The organism is Rhodococcoides fascians A44A, from assembly GCF_000760735.1.
Lineage (GTDB): Bacteria > Actinomycetota > Actinomycetes > Mycobacteriales > Mycobacteriaceae > Rhodococcoides > Rhodococcoides fascians_E.
Map to the genome: position 1 here is coordinate 830,090 of NZ_JMEX01000005.1, position 20,694 is coordinate 850,783.

Below are 20,694 nucleotides of genomic sequence, written 5' to 3' on the forward strand. Positions count from 1 at the left end.
GACCAGAAGACGCGACATTTCCACTCACAGGAAAGCTGCGAACAGCAATGCCAACAACGGGGTGATGCCCTGGATCACGGCCGGGCGGAAGTACTTCCGCCCGCCGGTGGCCAGCACGAACGCGGCACCGACGATGCTGAGGCACGAGAACACGACGATCGCGTCCCCGGCGTCGCCTCCGAGGAACAGGCCCACGACGATTCCCACTGCCAGAAACAGGTTGTAGAAGCCCTGATTGAAGGCCATCGGGCGGACCACATCGGCGTCGGCCTGACTGGCGACTCCGAATCTGCGCCAGACGGCGGGCTTGGTCCACGCGACGGATTCCATGAAGAAGATGACCACGTGCAGCGCGGCGGCGACGGCAGCGAAGATCGAAGCGATGACAGGCATGCTCGAATGCTCCCACAACAGGTGTGACGTGCGCGAAGGGCCAACTTCTTACTCGGGAGTAGACAGCTAACTTACCCGGGAGTAAGATAGATCCCGTCCGAGCCCGACGCCGAGAAACAGCTGGTGATCATGAGCAAGCAAGACAGTGTCATCGAGACGAAGCGCAAGGCGCCTCGCGATACATCCGCAGTTGGCCTCAACCCGTTCAAGCGAGACGCCATCGGCACCGCCATGCGTGTGCTCACGGCAATCACCGGGTCCGACCTCGCGGAGAAGTACAACCTTCGCCAGACCATCGACCGCGTGACGTACGAGAGCACCAAGACGGGTTTCAAGACCCTCGGCGCCGCCAACCGCACGTTCGCGAAGGTCACCGGAGGCGACAAGCCGAAACGCCTCGAGGACGCCGCGGTCAAGAACCTCGACTACTTCGACCTGACTCCGGACGACGAACAGCGCATGATCGTCGAGACCGTCAAGGAGTTCGCCGAGGAGATCCTCCGACCCGCAGCGCACGACGCAGATGCGGCAGCATCGTCGCCCGAGGATCTCGTTCGTCGCTCTGCTGAACTCGGCATCACCTTCATCAACGTTCCCGAAGAACTCGACGGCGCGGCCACCGAGCGTGGCGCCGTCACCAACGCATTGGTGGCGGAAGCGCTTGCCCACGGCGACCTCGGACTCGCGCTTCCCATCCTCGCGCCGAGCGGTGTCGCGGTCGCGTTGACGCAGTGGGGCACCGACGCGCAGCAGAAGACGTACCTGCCCGCGTTCGTCGGCGAGAAGGTCCCGGGTGCGGCCGTCGTGGTCAACGAGCCGCGTGCACTGTTCGACCCGTTCGCTCTGCAGACCAAGGCCGTGCGCTCCCCCAGCGGATTCAAGCTCAACGGCGTCAAGAGCGTCGTGCCTGCGGCGGGTAGCTCCGAACTGTTCGTCGTTGCCGCCGAACTCGAAGGCAGGCCTGCGTTCTTCATCGTCGAGTCCGACACCAAGGGTCTCGTCGTCGAAGCCGATCCGAGCATGGGTCTGCGTGCCGCCGGACTGGGTCGACTCGTACTGACCGACGTCGCGGTTCCGGAATCCGCACTGCTCGGTGATGGAGACGCAGATCAGCGCGCACTCGACTACGCCGACGCCATCAGCCTTGCCCGGCTCGGCTGGTCCGCTCTCGCAGTCGGCGCAGGCCAGGCCGTCCTCGACTACGTGATCCCGTACGTGAACGAGCGCGAGGCGTTCGGCGAGCCGATCAGCAACCGCCAGGCGGTTGCGTTCATGGTCGCCAACATCGCGATCGAGCTGGACGGGCTGCGCTTGGTCACTCTTCGCGGCGCATCGCGAGCCGAGCAGGGCAAGTCGTTCGCACGTGAAGCAGCACTCGCCCGCCGCCTCGCCGCCGAGAAGGGCATGCAGATCGGTTCCGACGGTGTGCAGTTGCTCGGTGGACACGGATTCACCAAGGAACATCCGGTCGAACGCTGGTACCGCGATCTCCGCGCTGTCGGTGTCACCGAGGGCATCGTCCTCATCTGATTCGCCCCCATCCTCGTAGGCAACTCATCGGTCAAGGACTGAACTCATGATCAATCTAGAACTTCCCAAGAAGCTTCGGGCACAGGCGAATCAGGCTCACCAGGTTGCGGCCGAGATCTTCCGCCCGATCTCTCGCAAGTACGACCTCGCCGAGCACGAGTACCCCGTCGAACTCGACACCATGGCATCCATGGTGGAGGGAATGTCCGACGCCGGTACCGAGGTCGGCGGCGCCGCTGGTGGCCGGGAGAAGGACAGCGAGAGCGCTCCGAAGCCCAGCAAGACCGCCAATGCCAACGGCGGCAACATGGCTGCGTTGGTCAACGTCATCGAAACCTGCTGGGGCGATGTCGGTTTGACACTGTCCATTCCGTACCAGGGCCTCGGCAACTCCGCCATCGCGGCCGTGTCCACCGACGAGCAGCTCGAACGCTTCGGCAAGGTGTGGGCATCGATGGCCATCACCGAACCGAGCTTCGGCTCGGACTCCGCTGCCGTGACGACGACTGCGGTGCTCGACGGAGACGAGTGGGTCCTCAACGGCGAGAAGATCTACGTCACCGCCGGTGAACGCTCGACGCACATCGTGGTGTGGGCGAGTGTCGACCGTTCCAAGGGCCGCGCGGCGATCAAGTCCTTCGTCGTACCGCGTGACGCACCGGGCCTGAGTGTTGCTCGGCTCGAGCACAAGCTCGGTATCAAGGCGTCGGACACCGCCGCTCTCCTGCTCGAGGATTGCCGAATCCCGAAGGACAACCTCCTCGGTTCCGCCGAGGTGAACACCGAGAAGGGTTTTGCGGGCGTCATGCAGACGTTCGACAACACTCGCCCGCTCGTCGCAGGTATGGCCATCGGTGTGGCTCGTGCCGCCCTCGAAGAACTGCGCTCCATCCTCGACGAGGCCGGCGTGGAGATCTCGTACACCACTCCCGCCTACAGTCAGCATGCCGCGGCAGCCGAGTTCCTGCGTCTCGAGGCCGATTGGGAGGCGTCTCATCTGCTCGCGCTGCGGGCCGCGTGGATGGCCGACAACAAGGAGCCGAACTCGCTGCAGGCGTCGATGGCCAAAGCGAAGGCCGGCCGCTCGGCCACCGACATCACGCTCAAGGCCGTCGAACTGGCAGGCAGCTACGGCTACTCGGAGCGCCTTCTGCTCGAGAAGTGGAGCCGTGACGCGAAGATTCTCGACATCTTCGAAGGCACCCAGCAGATTCAGCAGTTGATCGTCGCCCGTCGTGTTCTCGGAAAGACATCCGCCGAACTGAAGTGATGCAGTTGTGACGACGTGGCCCCGTGGACCGTGAGGTTCGCGGGGCCACGTCGCGTATCGACGGAAGAATCGGGTGTCCACCGAAAAACTTCTTCGGGTCGTGTCGAAGACGGCGTATCCCGTTCGTCGTCATCATGTACGCAGACAGAAGAGCAATTCGATGGAGGACACCATGAAGTACATGCTGCTGATCAACGCACCGCGTGCCGATTTCGACAACGGATGCACGCCGTCGGACTGGGTGCAGTACGGCAAGGAGATGCAGGACGCAGGCGTATGGGTCACCGGTCACGCACTGGCCGACCTCACGACGGCGACGACCGTGCAGGTCGATTCGTCCGGAGAACGCAGCATCACCGACGGACCGTATGCGGAGACCCGCGAGGTTCTGGGGGGCTTCGAGATCATCGATGTCCCCGACCTCGACGCCGCGTTGGACTGGGCCGCACGGTGCCCCGGTTCCAAGGGCGGGGGCACCGTCGTCGTCCGTCCTGTCGCCGAGTACTGACGGCGTCACGCCGTGTCCGACGACGTACGCGCCTCCCTCTCGGACGTCTTCAGGGAGGAGCACGGGCGACTTCTGGCGTCGATGGTGCACCGCTACGGCGACATCGACCTGGCCGAGGAAGTCACCTCGGAAGCGATCGAGGTTGCGTTGCAGCGTTGGCCGATCGACGGAGTACCCACGAAACCTGGCGCCTGGCTGTTGACCACGGCCAGGCGCAGGGCGGTCGATCGCCTCCGCAGAGACCGGACGCTCTCGACCAAGCTGGCGATACTTCAGATCGAGCAGGATCGCGCAGGCATCGGGCAGCGAACCGAGTCGCTCGCGGCCGGCGCCTTCGACGACGTGCCCGATGAACGGCTGCAGATGTTCTTCATGTGCGCGCATCCAGCACTGAACGTCGACGACCGAGTTGCGCTCACGTTGCGTTGCCTCGCGCAGCTCACGACCGCCGAGGTGGCCCGGGCTTTCATGATCCCGTCATCGACTGCGGGTCAGCGAATCTCACGGGCCAAGAAGAAGATCCGAGAGGCCCGGGTTCCGTTTCGAATACCCGGCCCCGACGAGCTGCCCGCCAGACTGACGGTGGTGCTGCAGGTCGTGTATTCGATTTTCACCGAGGGGTACGCGGCGTCGAGCGGTGACGACCTGGTCCGTGTCGATCTTGCCGACGAGGCAATCCGGCTCGCCCGTATCCTGCAGGCACTGCTGCCCCGCGAACGGGAAGTGACGGGATTGCTGGCGCTCATGTTGTCGGTTCACGCACGCTCTGCGGCACGAGTGGACGGCGACGGAACGCTCGTGATGCTCGACCAGCAGGACCGGGCCCGGTGGGATCGGGAGATGATCGGCGAGGGAGCCGACCTGACCGTGCGGGCGCTGACGGGCGTAGCCGCCGGCCCCTATTCGGTACAGGCCGCAATTGCAGCCCTCCACGTAGAGTCGGAAACGTGGGAGACCACCGATTGGGCGCAGATCGTGGAGCTGTACGGCGTGTTGATGTCGCTCGCCCCGTCTCCCATCGTCGCTGTGAACCGAGCAGCCGCAATTGCGGTGCGCGACGGGCCGGTCGCTGGGCTGATGGAGCTCGACGCGTTGGCCGACGAACCCGCCCTGCAGGCCTACTCGCCGTATCACGCTGCTCGCGGCGACGTACTCAGCCGCCTCGGTGCATCGTCGGACGCAGCGACCTGTTTCGAGCGCGCGTGCGCGACTGCCGGGTCGATACCCGAGCGCGATTACCTCCGACGGCGGGCCGACGAAGCTCGGGAGGCCGCGGGCTCGTGATGCCCGAAACGGACTGCAGGGTCACTGTCGGATGGACGAGTCCGACGCTGCCCGCTCGGGGCCGGAACCGACACTCATAGACTGAGAGGACTGCAGGAATCGATATTCGATGGAAGTGAGGGCAACGATGTCCGAGTGGGCGAAGAAGATCAAGGACGAAGCCAAGGGACTCATCGCCGAGGCCGAACAGGAGCTCACGGCTCTCGAGGGGGTCGATACCGTCGACCTCACCGCGGACGAGACGGATGAATCGTCCGCAGCGAGCACGGAATCGGATTCCTCGAGCTAGTTGCCGACCCGCAGTTCGGCCGGGATCGCGCGCGATCGATGCGAAGCAAGGGCGTCGACGACCATCTGATGGTCGTCGGCTTCCGGCAGGCCCGAAATCCCGATGACGCCGATGAGTGACCCCGCTACTCGAATGGGAACAGCTCCGCCTGCTGCTGCGTATCGACTGTTGTCGTACCGCGATTCCGCGTCGAAGTCCCGACCTTCCGATCGATACTGACTGCCTACCCCGTACGACGAAAAATTGTGTCGGCGAACGGTGTTGATCTTGTAGCCGACCCAGTCGTCGTTCACGGCCGTGCTGCCGGCGACGGCCGCGTGAAAAACCCGCTGCTCGCCGAACACGATCGATACGACTATCGGCAACCCCGTGCCTCGGGCTGCGGCAACCAAGGCAGATCCGACAGCCCAGGCATCGTCGTAGTCGAAGCGCTCGAAGCCGATCAGCTTCTCCTGCTCCACGACTCGCGCATGCACAGCGGCCCACCGTGCCTGTTCCTCGTTCACATCTGCCATTGCCGTCTCCTGTCGCGGACCATTAAGTCTTTATGTCCTGACAAACTACCGGAAGAGCACTGAAGGCCGGCCGAGTGGAGTAAATGCGAGCAGAAGGGCGCTCACCTCGGGTACACAGCAAAGAACCCGGCACCGTCGAACGGTGCCGGGTTCTTACTTTGGTAGCGGGGACAGGATTTGAACCTGCGACCTCTGGGTTATGAGCCCAGCGAGCTACCGAGCTGCTCCACCCCGCGTTGCAAGAGATGAAGTTACCCGAAGGTGTCCGCCGGATGCAAATCACGTGCACAGCCGTCGACAACTACACCGTTGCGTCGTTCGACATGCGAATTACCGGAAAAAGCGGCCGAAACCAGTGCGCTGGACCACACAAACCACGTGAGACATCACACATAACAGCTATGTAACGAACGAGACTCGAATGCATTCCAAGGCCGTCCCACCTGCGATTTCACCAATATCCGTCTCACATGGTGGACAGTGGGTTCCCGAATTCTTTGTGTGACGTCACGACGATCCTCGACTACCTTCACGGTCGGCCCTACAACGCAGGGTCAGTACCGCCCCCGCCGCTGCATCGCTCTGCCCCGCGGGGAACGGTTCCCCGATACGCACGGGGGCAGAGCCGCAACACGTACGACGCCGCGCACCGAGTCCTCGCGCCGGCCTCTCGTACACGGTGCCTGGAGACGATCACGAACGATCGTCGTCCCCTGGCTGGGTTGCGCAGGCAAGCGCGGAGAGGATTCACCCCGCATGACCAAGGAAATTCATTTCGGCAAGCGTGCACTCGGATGGGCCGCCGTCACCGGCGCCGTCGTTGCGATTCCCCTCGGCCTTTCCGTGGGCACCGCCAGCGCAGCCGAGCACAACTGGGACGGCGTCGCACAGTGCGAGAGCGGCGGCAACTGGAACATCAACACCGGAAACGGTTACTACGGCGGCCTGCAGTTCTCGCAGAGCACCTGGACCGCCAACGGCGGCACCGGATCGCCGCACAACGCCTCGAAGGCAGAGCAGATTCGCGTTGCCGAGAACACGCTGCAGAGCCAGGGTGTCGGCGCATGGCCGGTCTGCGGCCAGAACCTCACCACCGGTGCATCCACCCCGGAGCCCGAGGCAGCCCCCGCTGCACCGGCCGCACCCGCTGTCGAAGAGGCACCCGCTGCTCCCGCAGCACCGGCACTTCCGGTCGCGCCGGAGTTCCAGGCACCGGCGCAGCAGGCTGTCGATCAGGCAACCGCAGCAGCCAAGCAGGGCTTCGACGCCGCGAAGGGCATCGCAGACCAGTACGGCCTGAGCGCTCAGTTCGAGCAGCTCGTCAGCACCAACCCGGTTCTCGCGTCGATCGGACGCTGAATCCGTCCGCAGGATTGACCTGCTGACACACGAAGGCGCCCGCACCGCTTCAGGAAGAGAAGCGATGCGGGCGCCTTCGTGTGTGCGGCTGCCGGATCAGTACACGGTCAGTTGGCGTTGTACGCGTCGATGGCCTGTTGAAGGGCATCGAACGCGTCACCCAGACGACCCAGGTCGCCGCTCTGCTGCGCAGACCTGACGTCGGCCAGAGCAGAGTTCAGACGCTGCACCTCCGCGGCCGATGGCTGACCACCGGTTGCCGGCGGCGTCGTCGCCGGTGCCGGCGCCGTTCCCTGCTCGGTGCCGTTCGCAGTGTCGGGCGCTTCTGCCGTCGACTGCGGATCCGCGGCGTCACCTCCCGGTGCCGTCGCCGCGGTACCTGTACCCGATCCGAAGACCTGGTCCAAGGCCTCGGACAACGTTGCGGCGTACCCGACGCGGACGCCGCCTCCCGAACCGGGCTCGCGGTAGCTGACGAGAACCCTGGTCAACTGTGGGAACGTCGACGTCGACGCCGTGTTGCGCTCGGTGTACAGCGGTTCGACGTACAGAATGCCGCCGTTCGCGATGGGCAGGGTCAGCAGGTTGCCGTACTGAATCGTGTTGGACTGCTGAAGAAGCGTCCGGTCCGAGGCCACGCGCGAATCCGATGTCATCGAGTTCTGCGCCTGCTGTGGACCCTGCGTCTGCGTGTTGGTCGGTAGCTGCAGCACCGTGAACTTTCCGTAGTTCTCCGGATCCGAACGCACCGAGATGTACGCGGAGAGAAGTTCACGGTTGAACCCGACCATCGCACTGGTCAGACGGAACGACGGTTCACCGGTCTCCGGATCACCGATCAGCACGTAGTACGGAGGCTGATTCAAGTCCGTTCCGCCGTCCACCGTCGGATCACTGGGAACCGACCAGAACGCGTTGTTGGTGAAGAACTCACTGGGGTTGTCGACGTGATACTTGGCCAGCATCTCGCGCTGGATCTTGAACAGATCCTCCGGGTAGCGGAAGTGCGACCGAAGCTCCGGCGAAATATCCGACTCCGGCTGAACCGAATCCGGGAACACACCCATCCACGCTTTCAACACCGGGTCGGTGTCGTCGACCTGGTAGAGCGTCACGGTGCCGTCGTATGCGTCGACGGTGGCCTTGACCGAGTTCCTGATGTAGGACACTTCCTCGCGCGGGAGCGGCCTGCCGGTCGTGGGCTCGATGCTGTCCGCGGTCAGACCGTCCAGCGACGCCCGCTGCGCGTACGGGAAGTTCTCCAACGTGGTGTAACCGTCGACGATCCAGACGATCTTGCCGTCCACGACCGCCGGGTAGGAGTCCGTGTCGGTCGTCAGCCACGGGGCCACCTTCTGGACGCGGTCCCGAGGATCGCGGTTGAAGATGATCTTGGAGTCGTCACCGATGGCGCCCGAAAAGAGAATGTTGCGCTCGGCATACTTCGCCGCGAAGGCGAGACGGTTGAACCAGTTGCCGACCGAGACGCCGCCCGCACCGGTGTAGGTGTAGTTGGAATCGTCCGTGTCGTATTCACGGTCACCGGCGCCCGTCGCGCCGACGATGGCGTAATCCGGGTCGGCCTGGGCGATCACCTCGCCGTAGTAGATGCGAGGCTGATCGACCGGGATGACCTGATCCTGGCCCTGCGAGGCGATGTCGCTGACGGTGTAGATCGGGTAGCCGCTGTTGCTGGTGGCACCCTCTGCTGTCGGATCCTCGACGGCCGCGTTGACGCGATTGGCCGGCGCGGCGACGAAGCCGTTTCCATGGGTGTAGACCGTGTGGCGGTTGATCCAGTCGGTCTGGTTACCGGTCAGGGACTCCGGCGACAGCTCACGGGCGGCGACGATGTAGTCCTGGAGCTGGCCGTCGATCTCGTAACGGTCGACGTCCAGGGTCGACGGGAAGCCGAAGAAGTTCTTCAGCTGCTGCTGCTGGGTGAACGTGCGAGACAGCACGTTCGGATCCAGAAGACGAGTGTTGGCGATGGTCGTGATGTCCGCGTCGCTCTCGCGCGGATTCTGCGAGCCTTCTCCCGAGTACGGCTGGTACTCCACCTGATCGTCACCGATGCCGTACGCGTCACGTGTCGCGGCGATGTTGCGCTCGATGTACGTACGCTCCTTCTCGGCCGCGTTCGGTCGGACCGAGAACTGCTCCATCAGCAGCGGGAAGACCGCGCCGACGAGAATGGAGGACAACACCAGGAGTGCCGTCGCGAGAGCGGGAACACGCAGATCACGGAGGAAGATCGCGGCGAAAAAGGCTGCAGCACAGATCAACGCGATGGCGAGCAGGATCAGCTTGGCAGGAAGCACCGCGTTGATGTCGGTGAAGCCGGCACCGGTGAAGATGGGTTCTTTGCGACCGCTGGACAGCAGCGAGTACCGGTCCAGCCAGTACGCGATCGCCTTGAACAACACGAACGATCCGGCGAGCACCGCGAGCTGGATGCGCGCCGCGCGGGTCAGAGCGCCCTCACGACCCGCCAGCCGGATTCCGCCGAAGACGTACTGCGTGAGCAGGTTTGCGAAGAATGCGATCAGCGTCGCGACGAACAGCCAGTTCAGGATGAATCGGTAGAACGGCAGATCGAACGAGTAGAAGCCGTAGTCCAAGTTGAACTGTGGGTCGGTGATTCCGAATTCGCCACCGTTGAGGAACAACTGGACCGTCACCCAGTTGGTCTGCGCGATCAGTCCCGAGATGATGCCGAACGCCAACGGTATTCCGATACCGAACAGGCGCAGACGGCTCATCACCGTGGTGCGATAGCGGGCGACCGGATCGTTCGGACCGGCGACCGGAACGAACACCGGCCGATTGCGGTACGCGAGCAGCAGCGACGCGAAGACCACCGCGCCGACGAACAATCCGACGACCAGGAACAGAACGACGCGCGTCAGCAGCGTGGTCGTGAAGACCTGCCGAAAGCCGACCTCCCCGAACCAAAGCCAGTTCGTGTAGGTGTCGATGAGGCGAGGGCCGACAAGCAGCAACGCTGCGAGGACCAATGCCAGAACAAGTAGAATCCGTCCGCGCCGCGACAGCGACGGTAGACCGGTTGGGGCCCTCATGCCCACGTGCCACACTCCAACTTCGGGCGATACACCTAGGTATCGCTGATGGGGTTCGACGGCGCACCGAGTGCGTCGCCTGTCCGATTTGGGAACCACTGTACGGAACGGCGGCACCGGCCGCTGACACCCCTTCGTCCTGCGCGCGCGGACCATGGGTCGGCGACGGCCGAACAGCGGAATGGGAAGATGGGCGGGTGAGCGATTTCAGCGACGACCTGTTCCGTGACGGCGTGGAACCCAACGCCGACAACGATGCCCTCGGTGCCGCTCTCGGGCGGTGCGCGCGCGAGGTCGCCGACTTCGTGGACGGTGAAGGCTGGGGTCAGGTCCCCCAGCTGTTCGCGCTGGTTCCCACCGAACTTCTGGCGGCCGCCGAACCCGGACTGCTCGACGACCTCGCCGACGGTGCGTTGCTCACCCCGATCCAGCAGCACTCGCTACCCGAGGACATCACCGGCGGATCGCCCGCGCTCGACGAATTCCTGGCCACCACGACGTGGCCGGACGGTGTCGTCGGGTGCGCACTGGTGCAGGAGATCGTCGTCCTGCCTCCCACCGCGGAATCGGCACTCGACGACGCACTGGTCCCACTCCTCGCCGACCGAGACGCGGCCGACGACGCCGCCCGCGCCGCCGCCCATGCGCATCCCGACCGCAAGGACGGCAGGCTCATCGCAGCCGTGCTCAAGGACGGTCCGTCCCTGACCCTTCTGCAGTTGCAGCCCGACGAGGACGCGGATCCGTTCGCCCCGGTGGAGCTCCTGCTCTACGAGGGCCTTGCACCCGGCATCGTCGCCGCCCTGCACGCGACATTCGACCTCGTCGAGGACGACTGACCTCGGTTCGTCAGCAGCTGGGCGCGTCTTCCCCACGGCCGAGGGCATCGAGCGAGTCGATGGCTCCGTCGAGCGAGTCGACCTTGACCAGACGAAGTCCGGCAGGAACGTTCTGCGACGCCTCGTCGCAGTTCTGCGACGGCACCAGAAACGTCGTCGCCCCGGCCTCACGCGCAGCGATCAGCTTGTACGGAATGCCGCCGATCGGCCCGACTGCTCCGGCCGAATCGATGGTGCCGGTCCCGGCGACGAAATCGCCGTTGCTCAGCTCGCCGGGACTCAACTTGTCGACGACGGCCAGGCTGAACATCAGACCGGCCGAGGGCCCGCCGACGTCGGCCAGGTTGAACGTGACCGTGAACGGAACGTCGGGCTCCTCGGCAGGTGTGACCCCGAGGTAGCCGGACTCCGCATCGTCGGGACGGGAACCGAGCACCACCGACTCGGTCCGGGTGGCACCGTCCTTCTCCACGACGATGTCGACGGACTCCCCCGGTGAGCGAGCACTGACCGACTCACGCACAGCGCTGACCGAAGCGACGGGCTCCCCCGCCACCGACACGAGCCGCTCACCTTCGTTCAACAGGCCTGCGGCCGGACCGTCGGGCGCCACCGAACCGACGACGAGAACAACGGGCAGTCCCAGATGGTGCAGCGCCGCGAGCTGAGCACTGTTCTCGGACTGTTCGAAATCGGCCTGATTGCCTTCCTGGACCTCTTCTTTCGTCTTGTTCGGCGGATACACCTCCTCGCGCGGGACGAGCCCTTGCCGTCCACTCGCCCAGTAACCGAGCGCTTCGAAGATGTTCAGCTGATCACGCACCGCCACCGTCGTCATGTTCAGATGCCCGGTGGTGGGATCGACATCCGTCCCGTCGATCTGCACGACAGGAACCCCGTCCGCATCACCAAGGGTGTTGTACGTCGGTCCCGGTCCGAGCGCAGCGAACGGAACCGTCACGACGGTACCGACCACACCGAGCACGACAACCGGTACGAGGGCGGCGACAAGAGTGGCAATCCGACGATTCACCCGACAAACATAGATCCGCCGACTGTGACGACGATGTGAGACCCCCGTCAGAACCCACCACGTTCATTCCGCAGGCTCCACTCACAGCCTCCCCGTTCATTCCGCAGGCTCCACTCACAGCCTCCTGGTTCATTCCGCAGGCTCCACTCAAAGCGTTCGCCGTAAGCGTGATCACCAGCGGTGCTGTTCGCGCCCTCGCCTTGTACCGTTGACTTATGAGCAATTTCGGTTTTCAGGGCTCCGACGAGGATCCGGACAAGAAGAAGGATCAGAGCGGTGGCGAGGGCTCCGGCGGTAATCCCGGCGGTTTCGGCTTCGGCACCGAGGGTTTCGATCCTGCGGCCCTGGGGCAGATGCTCACCCAGTTCGGGCAGATGTTGAGCGGCATGGGTGCGCCCGGTGCCGGTGGCTCCGCTGCGGGCCCGGTCAACTACGACCTGGCCAAGCAGTTGGCACGCCAGCAGATCGGGGACTTCACTCCCGTCGGCAAGGGCAAGGCCGACGCGGTCTCCGAGGCCGCTCATCTCGCGGAACTGTGGCTCGACGGCGCGACGACTCTTCCCGCTGGTGCGTCCAAGACGTCGGCGTGGACTCCGGTCGACTGGTTGGAGAACACGATCGACACCTGGAAGAGGCTGTGCGATCCGGTGGCCGAGCAGATTTCCGGAATGTGGACTGCCGGTCTGCCTGCCGAAGCGCAGCAGATGGCGGGACCGATGATGGGGATGCTCACGCAGATGGGCGGCATGGCGTTCGGTTCCCAGCTCGGCCAGGCGTTGGGGCAGCTGTCCAAGGAGGTTCTGACGTCGACCGACATCGGCATTCCCCTCGGACCGAACGGAGGGTCCGCGCTTCTCCCCGAGTCCATCACGGCGTTCACCGAAGGGTTGGAACAACCCGAACGTGAAGTTCTGGTGTTCCTCGCAGCCCGCGAAGCTGCGCACCAGCGCCTGTACAGCCACGTTCCGTGGCTTCGTCAGCGCGTGCTGGCGACGGTCGAGGAGTACGCACGCGGTATCCGGATGGACTTCTCGGCCATCGAGGAAGCCGCGTCGGGCCTCGACCCGGCGTCGCTGACCGATCCGTCGAAGATCGAGGAGATTCTGCAGCAGGGCGCGTTCGAGCCGCAGACGACTCCCGAACAGAAGCAGGCGCTCGAACGACTCGAGACTCTGCTCGCCCTCGTCGAAGGCTGGGTGGAGACGGTCGTCTCCGAAGCCCTCGGGGACAGGCTGCCCGGCGCCGTGGCGCTCGCGGAAACCATTCGTCGCCGACGTGCATCCGGTGGACCGGCCGAGCAGACGTTCGCGACGCTCGTGGGCCTCGAACTTCGTCCGCGCAAGGTTCGCGAAGCAGGCGATCTGTGGCGTCGACTCACCACCGCCGCAGGGATCGAGGGACGCGACGGCGTCTGGGCCCACCCGGACCTCCTGCCGGTGTCGTCCGATCTTGACGACCCGGCCGGGTTCGTCGACGGCGTCATCGGCGGAGGGTCCAGCTCCTTCGACGACCCCATCGCTCAGCTCGAGGCCATGGAGGCTCAGGAACGAGCAGCCAAGAACAAGTCGGACGAGACGGACACGGACGACGGGGACAAGAAGGACGGGGACAAGAAGGACGGGGACAAGAAGGACGGGGACGCCGGCAGCACCGGCTGATCCCGAATTCACGGTCGACGAGGGGTGTGCCGAAATTTTCGGCGCATCCCTCGTTTTGTCTCGATCGCGCTGGTGAGGCGTCCGACGGCCTGTGGATAACCCGTCCTCGACGCCGTCGCCGGGAATGCGTCGTGTGCGACTCTGCGTCCATGTCCGCCCAGGAATCACCCCATCCTGCCCAGCCGGTCCCGATGCTGCGGCGGCCCAGGCTCGACGTACCGGTGTTCTCGCAACGAGACGGCACGATCCGACTCGGGTGGAATCCGGATCGGTCGTTCGTCGTCACGCCTCCGCCGGGTGTCGAGTACGACGTCCTCGTCGATCTATTGCGTCGGCTCGACGGAGTTCATTCGAGAGCCCACACGATCTGGTACGCGGGCACCGTCGGGATGTCCGCCAATGCGATGTCCACACTGCTGGCCGAGCTCGTCGAGGCAGAACTGTTGGTCGAAGGGCGTTCGCGGCCTCACGTTCCCGAGGGAACGACGCAGACCGTGGTGCACGTCGTCGGACGCGGGCCGCTGGCCGACGCTGTCGTCGCGGTCCTCCCGACGTCGTCCTCGATCACGGTCCGGCGTTCCTCGTCGGGGGCGGGCAAAGTCGCGGGCTCCGCCATCACGGCCGGCGATGTCGCGGTTCTCACGGACGACCTGGCCCCTGATCCACATCTCGTGACCGAGCTGGTTCGCGCCAGAACACCGCACGTGCAGGTTCGGTTGCGCGACGGCACGGGCGTGGTCGGTCCGTTCGTCATTCCGGGGACGACGAGTTGTCTCCGGTGCGCCGACCTGACCAGAGGCGGCCTCGACCCACAGTGGCCGCACATCTCCGCGCAGCTCCTCGGCAGCGTCGGGCATGCGGACAAACCCACCGTCCTGGCAGCCGCGGCGGTCGTTCTCGGACAGATACACCAGTTCGTCCGCGACCGTCGACCGTCGTTGATCGACACGACCGTCGAGATCGACCTCGGCTCGCACGTCATCGAACGGCGTCGGTGGACTCGTCATCCGCACTGCGATTGTGCCGTGTGACGAACGACGCGAACACAGGCGCTGTGGCCTGCAGTCTCGGCAGAATGTCGTCCCGTCCGACATGATGGAGGCGTGCCAGACATTCCACGCCGGGGTTCGGCCCGGACAGCCAAACTCGCGCGCATCCCGATCGGTATCGCCGGTCGGGCTGCAGTCGGTTTCGGAAAGAAGTTGGCCGGGGGGAACCGCCAGGAGATCGACTCCGATCTTGCCGCCAAAGCTGCCGAGCAGTTGTTCTCGGTACTGGGCGAGCTCAAGGGCGGTGCAATGAAATTCGGGCAAGCGTTGTCCGTGATGGAAGCCGCCGTGCCGGAGGAGTTCGCCGAACCGTACCGCGAGGCTCTCACCAAGCTGCAGGCAGACGCTCCGCCGCTTCCCGCCGCGAAGGTGCACCGGGTACTGGACAGGCAGCTGGGCACCGCCTGGCGGTCACGGTTCGCTTCGTTCGACGACACCCCGATCGCGTCGGCGAGCATCGGGCAGGTGCACCGTGCAGTATGGTCCGACGGCCGAGACGTCGCTGTGAAGGTGCAGTATCCGGGTGCAGACGACGCGCTCCGTGCCGACCTGAAGACGATGTCGCGGTTTGCCAACACCTTCAGTGCGATCTTCACCGGGGCCGACGTCAAACCAGTCCTCGACGAGTTGATCGCCCGTACGGAGGACGAACTGGACTATCGGATCGAGGCGGCGAGCCAACGTGTGTTCGCGTCGACGTTCGACGGTGACAGCCGGTTCGCTGTGCCCCGCGTGGTGGCGAGTGCACCCAAGGTGCTGGTCACCGAATGGATGAGCGGTACTTCGTTGTCGTCGATCATCGCCGACGGTTCCGTGGAGCAGCGCAATGCCGCGGGTGAGCTTCTGGTGCTTTTCGCGTTCGCTGCGCCCGCACTCGCGGGCCTGCTGCACGCCGATCCGCACCCCGGCAACTTCATGATGCTGCCCGACGGGCGTCTCGGTGTGATCGACTTCGGGGCCACCGCACCGATGCCCGACGGCCTCCCGCCGGTGTTGGGCCGGATGGTCAGGCTGGCGCGGGAAGAAAAGTTCGACGAACTGGTCGAACTGTGTACGGCCAGTGGTTTCGTGATTCCAGGTAGAACGGTGACGGCGAGGGAGATTGCCGATTACCTACGTCCGTTCACCGATCCGATCAGGACCGACTCTTTTCACTTCACCAGGTCGTGGCTGCAGAAAGCTGCTGGTACGGCAACGGAATTCGACAGTGCGCAGTTCAAGACCGCGCGGGCGCTCAACATGCCTGCCGAGCAGGTCATGATCTTCAGGGTGCTGGGCGGACTCGTGGGCATCTGCGCGCAATTGGATGCCTACGCGCCGTACATGGCCATCCTGACGGAGTGGATGCCTGGGTTCTCGGACGAGACCTGATCGGTCTCGTCCGAGAACGGGGCGGATACGCCCGTGGTGTGCAATGGATACGGCGAACACCGGATCGCATCCAGGTCACGCGACCTGCTGCTTCCGCGGCCGTCCACGCGGGCGCTTGCGGGCGATGACGACTCCCTGATCGAGAATCTCACCTCCCCATACTCCCCATGGCTCGGCACGGTCGAGTGCGGCACTCAAACACGTGCGCCGAATGGGACATTCGGCGCACAGCGCCTTTGCTCGCTCCAATTCTCCCGGTGTCTCGGCGAACCAGAGATCCGGATCGGCCACACGGCACGGCACTTCGTCGCCGAGGGTGCCGGCATTCTGGGTGTCCAACGAGGAGGTCTCGCTGGCCGGGGTCGCCTGGTCGCCGAGGTGCGTGGCCGAGTATCGCTCGGTTGCAGCATGTTCGGATCGTTCGTATCGGCATGTCGTCCGGATCGTGGCGGTTGACACGTCGGTCTCCTCTACTTTTCGTGCGGCGTGTTTACGGTTGTTCGGTATCTGAGCGAACCGGTCGGGCCGAGAAGTTCGAATTCGAGGGGACTCATCGAACGAAAAAGGCCACGGTCCGCGTATGCGGGTCCGTGGCCTGTAAGGCAAGTCGAAAGCTCTACCGAGATTTCTCTCGATACCGACTTTCGACCACGGACACCACTGCCGTACGGCGACGGCGGGCTGCGGGGGACGCCTTGGCGGCGAACCACTGGGCGGCAGAAGCTTCGGCCGCTGCAGCGGCTGGAACGACTGCTGCTGGTGCGCAGGCTGCGTCGGCCGCGAGCTGATGCGCTCCGGCGACGCGCACTGCCGCGCCCGTCGACGCGGAAGAGAAGTGAGCGGAGTTACCGAGGACGTGCATCAGCCGTGCGTCGGTCGCGGGTGCGACAGCGCTCGTGACGATCGAATTGAAAATCTTCATGTTCTCCACCTCCTACTTCCGAATCGATATGCGGACAATGTCTGTGGCACGCGGTCTCCCGCGAGCGGTGAAAACAGACTAAACCTGTTGGTCGAAACTGCACAAGTTATTTTCTACCTGCGGCTTTACATCAATTGGTCGATGATTCCCGCACGACGGTCAGGACGTCCTCACCGAAACGTTCCAACTTCTTCGCGCCGATCCCGGGAATGGCCACGAGACCGCGGTCGTCCTGTGGTTGCTGCTCCGCGATTGCCGTGAGCGTCGTATCGCTGAAGACAACGTAGGCAGGCACTTTCAGCTCCCGCGATTTGTCCAACCTCCATGCCTTCAACGCATCGAGCAGAGCAACATCGACGTCCGTCGGGTGACTTTCGCAGCGACCGAGCATGGTCGCCGCCGTTCCGATCAACGGTTTGCCGCACAACCTGCACTTGGGTCCGGACTTCTTGGTCGTCGGAGTGGCGATGCGTGATGCGGGTGAATCCTCGGGAATCAATCCGTTGAGAAAACGCGACCGACGCCTGGATTTGCGACCGCCCTCGTTGCGCGCGAGCGCCCAGGACAGATGCAGATGCTCGCGCGCACGAGTGACGCCGACGTACAGCAGCCGCCGTTCCTCTTCGATCGCGGCGTCGTTGTTGGCACTCGGGTCGCTGCCGAGCGCATGCGAAATGGGCAGCGTGCCGTCGGCGAGTCCGACGATGAAGACAGCGTCCCACTCGAGACCCTTCGCTGCATGCAGCGACGCCAACGTCACACCCTGGACGACCGGTGGATGCCGCGCCTCGGCGCGGGCCGCCAGTTCACCGAGCAGACGATCCAGATCCAGCGCCGGATCCTGCGCCAACAATTCTTCGGTGACCTGTACCAGCCCGCCGAGCGATGCCCACTTCTCCCGCGCCTGCGCACCCGTCGGCTCCGTCGACGTCAAACCGAGCGGCGCCAGTACAGCGCGCACCAGCGACGGCAGGCCGTCGCCGCACTTGGACTCGTCCGGCAGATCTTCCCTGCCGGCGGCGCTGCGAAGAGTCGAAATACCCTGCCGCACTTCAGGTCTGTTGAAGAACCCTTCGCCGCCACGGACCTGGTACGGAATCTGCAACTCCGTCAGAGCCTGCTCGTGCGCCTCCGACTGCGCGTTGATGCGGTAGAGCACCGCGATCTCCGCGGGCGCGACACCCTTGCCGATCAACCTCTTGATCGCCCGAGCGACACCGTCGGCCTCGGCCGGCTCGTCGTCGTACTCGAAGAACTCCGGTTCTGGGCCTGCCGGGCGTTGCCCGATCAACTGCAGCCGAGTCCCGGCGATCCGCCCGCGCGCTGCACCGATCACCCGGTTGGCGAGCGACACCACCTCGGGAGTCGATCGGTAGTCACGCTCGAGACGCACGACGGTGGCGTCGGGAAAGCGTCGCGAGAAATCAAGTAGGTATCGCGGGGTCGCGCCGGTGAACGAGTAGATCGTCTGATTCGCATCACCGACGACCGTCAGGTCGTCACGCTCGCCGAGCCAGGCATCGAGCACTCGCTGCTGCAGAGGCGTCACGTCCTGATACTCGTCCACCACGAAGCAGCGGTACCGCTCACGGAACTCGTCGGCGACGGCAGAATGCTCCTCGAGCGCAGCAGCGGTGTGCAGCAGCAGGTCGTCGAAATCCAGCAGCATTCCGTCGCCGCCGTGCGACTTCAAATCCTCGTACCCGGCGTAGACCGAGGCGACCTTCGCAGCATCGATCGGCACCTCCCGGCGCAGCCGCGCGGCCACTGCCGGGTAGTCCTCGGGTGCGATCAACGAGCCCTTCGCCCATTCGATCTCACCGGCCAGATCGCGCACGGAGTCCGTCGACGTGGACACTCCGGCGCGGTGCGCCGACTGGCTCACCAGGGCGAACTTCCGATCCAGAAGCTGCCAGCCCGTGTCCCCGACCACCTGAGGCCAGAAGTACTTCAGCTGCCTCAGCGCAGCAGCGTGGAACGTGCGGGCCTGCACGGACGGGCCCTCACCACCGACACCCAGTTCTCTCAACCGGCCGCGCATCTCCCCCGCGGCCCTCGCCGTGAAGGTCACTGCGAGGACTTGCCCGGCCGACACGTGACCGGCGTCGACGAGGTGTGCGATGCGCCTCGTGATCGTCCTCGTCTTGCCGGTACCGGCACCGGCGAGAACGCAGACGGGGCCTCGTGGGGCCGCCACCGCGGCCGACTGTTCGGGATCCAACCCGGCGGTCATCGAATCCACAGACATGGTCTCCATCTTGTCAGGGGGTGCCGACACACCCGTCATCCCGTCTGCCGCCTCGGACTCCGCCGGTGCTCACTCGACCGACGGAACAACACATTCGGCATCGGTGTTGAATCGTCTCGTGACTACCACCGAGAACTCAGCACCCGAGTCCCCCGCGGCACTGACCGTCTACTCCACGACGTGGTGCGGTTACTGCAGGCGTCTGAAGACCCAGCTCGACGAAGCCGGCATCGCGTACGCCGAGATCGACATCGAGGAAGATCCGAAGTCCGCCGAGTTCGTCGGCAGCGTCAACGGCGGCAACCACGTCGTCCCGACCGTTCTGTACGCCGACGGCTCGACCGCGACCAACCCGTCACTCGCCGCCGTCAAGAGCGCACTCGGACTCTGATGCCACGCGTGGCGGGTCGGACGCGGTAACGACGCTGCGCAACCTAACCGGCGGAGCCCGCCCACGCTTCGAGCATGCCCCGGGCGATCGAGATCGAGCCCGGCAACAGAAGCCGTGAGTCGGAGTCGGCGGCCCAGTCGCCGACTTCGAGAGCCGCTCGGACCTCGCTGCGGTCGAACCAGTGCGCCTCGGCGATCTCACCGTCCAGGAAGTTCAGCGGAACCTCGGGATCGGCGACGGCGGAGAACCCGATCATCACCGACCGCGGAAACGGCCACGGCTGACTGCCGAGGTACGTGATGTCGGAGACGGTGATGCCGACTTCCTCGCGGATCTCCCGTAGGACGCAGGTCTCGAGCGATTCGCCCGCTTCGACGAAGCCCGCGAGGACCGAGAATCGACGCTCCGGCCACGCCGGAGCCCGGGCCAGGAGGACCTTGTCCGCTCCGTCGTGCACGAGGCAGATGACCGCGGGGTCCGTGCGGGGAAACTGCTCGTGGCCGTTGGACGTGCTGACACGCGACCACCCGGCCGCCGACGGAGTCGTCGCTGCGCCGTCGAGCGCACTGAAGCTTGCACTCGCATGCCAGTTCAGGATCGCGAGCGCGCTCGTCAGGATCGACAGCTGGGTCGCGTCCAGACGCTCACCGATGGTCCGAAGGTCCCCCAGCTCGCCGGTCAGAGCCCCGACGCGCTGCGCCCACAGATGACGTCCGTCGTCGATGCCGAGAAACACGGCGTCCAGCGCGGGTTCCGAACCGAGGTCCGTCGCATCGACGTACACCAGAGAATCGCCCTCGACCCGGAGCCTTCCCCGGTGATCGACCTGCAGTACCTTCGCCGTCGGCCAGCCGCTGCGCAGCGCGTCGGTGTTCTTTCGAAGTTCCTCGGCTCGATCGAGTGGCGAGCGGGACAACAACGGTGGAGAAGCGAGTTCGAATCGTGGCACCACTGA

At 64.9% G+C, this 20,694-nt stretch carries 19 protein-coding genes and 1 tRNA gene; 11 read left to right on the forward strand and 9 right to left on the reverse strand.

Annotated elements, in window-relative coordinates; translation table 11 throughout:
• Positions 1–24: 24 nt before the first annotated feature.
• Entirely contained in the window at positions 25–393 is a 369-nt protein-coding gene (locus tag BH95_RS07705) for a DUF1304 domain-containing protein (RefSeq protein WP_019666041.1), read from the reverse strand.
• Positions 394–516: 123 nt separating this feature from the next.
• Here BH95_RS07705 and BH95_RS07710 point away from each other — a divergent pair, with 123 nt between their 5' ends.
• The 5 genes from BH95_RS07710 (at position 517) to BH95_RS28710 (ending at position 5,274) form a co-directional block, all read left to right on the forward strand.
• A complete protein-coding gene (locus BH95_RS07710; RefSeq protein WP_019666042.1) occupies positions 517–1,923 on the forward strand; it encodes an acyl-CoA dehydrogenase family protein in 1,407 nt (468 codons plus the stop codon).
• Positions 1,924–1,969: 46 nt separating this feature from the next.
• Positions 1,970–3,193 (forward strand): acyl-CoA dehydrogenase family protein, encoded by a 1,224-nt coding sequence (locus tag BH95_RS07715; RefSeq protein ID WP_019666043.1) that lies wholly within the window; start codon positions 1,970–1,972, stop codon positions 3,191–3,193.
• Positions 3,194–3,365: 172 nt separating this feature from the next.
• Positions 3,366–3,701: a YciI family protein gene (locus BH95_RS07720; protein WP_026347935.1), complete on the forward strand. Its 336-nt coding sequence runs from the start codon at positions 3,366–3,368 to the stop codon at positions 3,699–3,701.
• A 12-nt stretch (positions 3,702–3,713) separates the two neighbouring features.
• Positions 3,714–4,985, forward strand: coding sequence for an RNA polymerase sigma factor (locus tag BH95_RS07725; protein WP_037181515.1), 1,272 nt, complete (start codon positions 3,714–3,716; stop codon positions 4,983–4,985).
• A 109-nt stretch (positions 4,986–5,094) separates the two neighbouring features.
• Positions 5,095–5,274: a hypothetical protein gene (locus BH95_RS28710; RefSeq protein WP_141216288.1), complete on the forward strand. Its 180-nt coding sequence runs from the start codon at positions 5,095–5,097 to the stop codon at positions 5,272–5,274.
• Here BH95_RS28710 and BH95_RS07730 read toward each other — a convergent pair.
• Both BH95_RS07730 and BH95_RS07735 read right to left on the reverse strand, forming a co-directional pair.
• Positions 5,271–5,789: a heme-degrading domain-containing protein gene (locus BH95_RS07730; protein ID WP_019666047.1), complete on the reverse strand. Its 519-nt coding sequence runs from the start codon at positions 5,787–5,789 to the stop codon at positions 5,271–5,273. The genes BH95_RS28710 and BH95_RS07730 overlap by 4 nt on opposite strands.
• A gap of 159 nt (positions 5,790–5,948) precedes the next feature.
• Positions 5,949–6,025: transfer RNA gene (locus tag BH95_RS07735), tRNA-Met, on the reverse strand.
• A 520-nt stretch (positions 6,026–6,545) separates the two neighbouring features.
• Here BH95_RS07735 and BH95_RS07740 point away from each other — a divergent pair.
• Positions 6,546–7,148, forward strand: coding sequence for a transglycosylase family protein (locus BH95_RS07740; protein WP_033190585.1), 603 nt, complete (start codon positions 6,546–6,548; stop codon positions 7,146–7,148).
• A gap of 107 nt (positions 7,149–7,255) precedes the next feature.
• Here the strand turns inward: BH95_RS07740 and BH95_RS07745 are convergent, their stop codons facing one another.
• Entirely contained in the window at positions 7,256–10,234 is a 2,979-nt protein-coding gene (locus BH95_RS07745; protein WP_026347936.1) for a UPF0182 family protein, read from the reverse strand.
• A gap of 227 nt (positions 10,235–10,461) precedes the next feature.
• Between BH95_RS07745 and BH95_RS07750 the strand changes: the two genes are divergently transcribed.
• Positions 10,462–11,067, forward strand: coding sequence for a PPA1309 family protein (locus tag BH95_RS07750; protein WP_170947479.1), 606 nt, complete (start codon positions 10,462–10,464; stop codon positions 11,065–11,067).
• Positions 11,068–11,077: 10 nt separating this feature from the next.
• Here BH95_RS07750 and BH95_RS07755 read toward each other — a convergent pair whose 3' ends face one another.
• Positions 11,078–12,100 carry a YlbL family protein gene (locus BH95_RS07755; protein ID WP_020112083.1) on the reverse strand — a complete coding sequence of 341 codons (1,023 nt, stop codon included), beginning with the start codon at positions 12,098–12,100 and terminating at the stop codon, positions 11,078–11,080.
• Between the two features lie 215 nt (positions 12,101–12,315).
• Here BH95_RS07755 and BH95_RS07760 point away from each other — a divergent pair, with 215 nt between their 5' ends.
• From BH95_RS07760 to BH95_RS07770, 3 genes are all read left to right on the forward strand, one after another.
• The gene (locus BH95_RS07760; protein ID WP_037181516.1) at positions 12,316–13,758 is read left to right on the forward strand and encodes a zinc-dependent metalloprotease; all 1,443 of its coding nucleotides are present in this window, start codon (positions 12,316–12,318) and stop codon (positions 13,756–13,758) included.
• Between the two features lie 149 nt (positions 13,759–13,907).
• A complete protein-coding gene (locus tag BH95_RS07765; protein WP_037181924.1) occupies positions 13,908–14,789 on the forward strand; it encodes a hypothetical protein in 882 nt (293 codons plus the stop codon).
• A gap of 72 nt (positions 14,790–14,861) precedes the next feature.
• A complete protein-coding gene (locus BH95_RS07770) occupies positions 14,862–16,178 on the forward strand; it encodes an ABC1 kinase family protein (protein WP_019666054.1) in 1,317 nt (438 codons plus the stop codon).
• A 75-nt stretch (positions 16,179–16,253) separates the two neighbouring features.
• Here BH95_RS07770 and BH95_RS07775 read toward each other — a convergent pair whose 3' ends face one another.
• The 3 genes from BH95_RS07775 to BH95_RS07785 all read right to left on the reverse strand — a co-directional run bounded on the left by BH95_RS07775 (position 16,254) and on the right by BH95_RS07785 (position 19,357).
• Complete coding sequence (locus tag BH95_RS07775) at positions 16,254–16,517, reverse strand: WhiB family transcriptional regulator (protein WP_170947480.1); 264 nt, start codon at positions 16,515–16,517, stop codon at positions 16,254–16,256.
• Positions 16,518–16,794: 277 nt separating this feature from the next.
• Positions 16,795–17,100 carry a hypothetical protein gene (locus BH95_RS07780; RefSeq protein WP_230594153.1) on the reverse strand — a complete coding sequence of 102 codons (306 nt, stop codon included), beginning with the start codon at positions 17,098–17,100 and terminating at the stop codon, positions 16,795–16,797.
• A gap of 130 nt (positions 17,101–17,230) precedes the next feature.
• Positions 17,231–19,357: an ATP-dependent DNA helicase UvrD2 gene (locus tag BH95_RS07785; RefSeq protein WP_037181517.1), complete on the reverse strand. Its 2,127-nt coding sequence runs from the start codon at positions 19,355–19,357 to the stop codon at positions 17,231–17,233.
• A gap of 109 nt (positions 19,358–19,466) precedes the next feature.
• Between BH95_RS07785 and BH95_RS07790 the strand changes: the two genes are divergently transcribed.
• The gene (locus tag BH95_RS07790; RefSeq protein ID WP_026347939.1) at positions 19,467–19,739 is read left to right on the forward strand and encodes a mycoredoxin; all 273 of its coding nucleotides are present in this window, start codon (positions 19,467–19,469) and stop codon (positions 19,737–19,739) included.
• Between the two features lie 43 nt (positions 19,740–19,782).
• On the opposite strand, the gene nudC is transcribed toward BH95_RS07790, so the two are convergent.
• A complete protein-coding gene (nudC, locus tag BH95_RS07795; protein WP_208601147.1) occupies positions 19,783–20,688 on the reverse strand; it encodes an NAD(+) diphosphatase in 906 nt (301 codons plus the stop codon).
• Positions 20,689–20,694 lie beyond the last annotated feature (6 nt).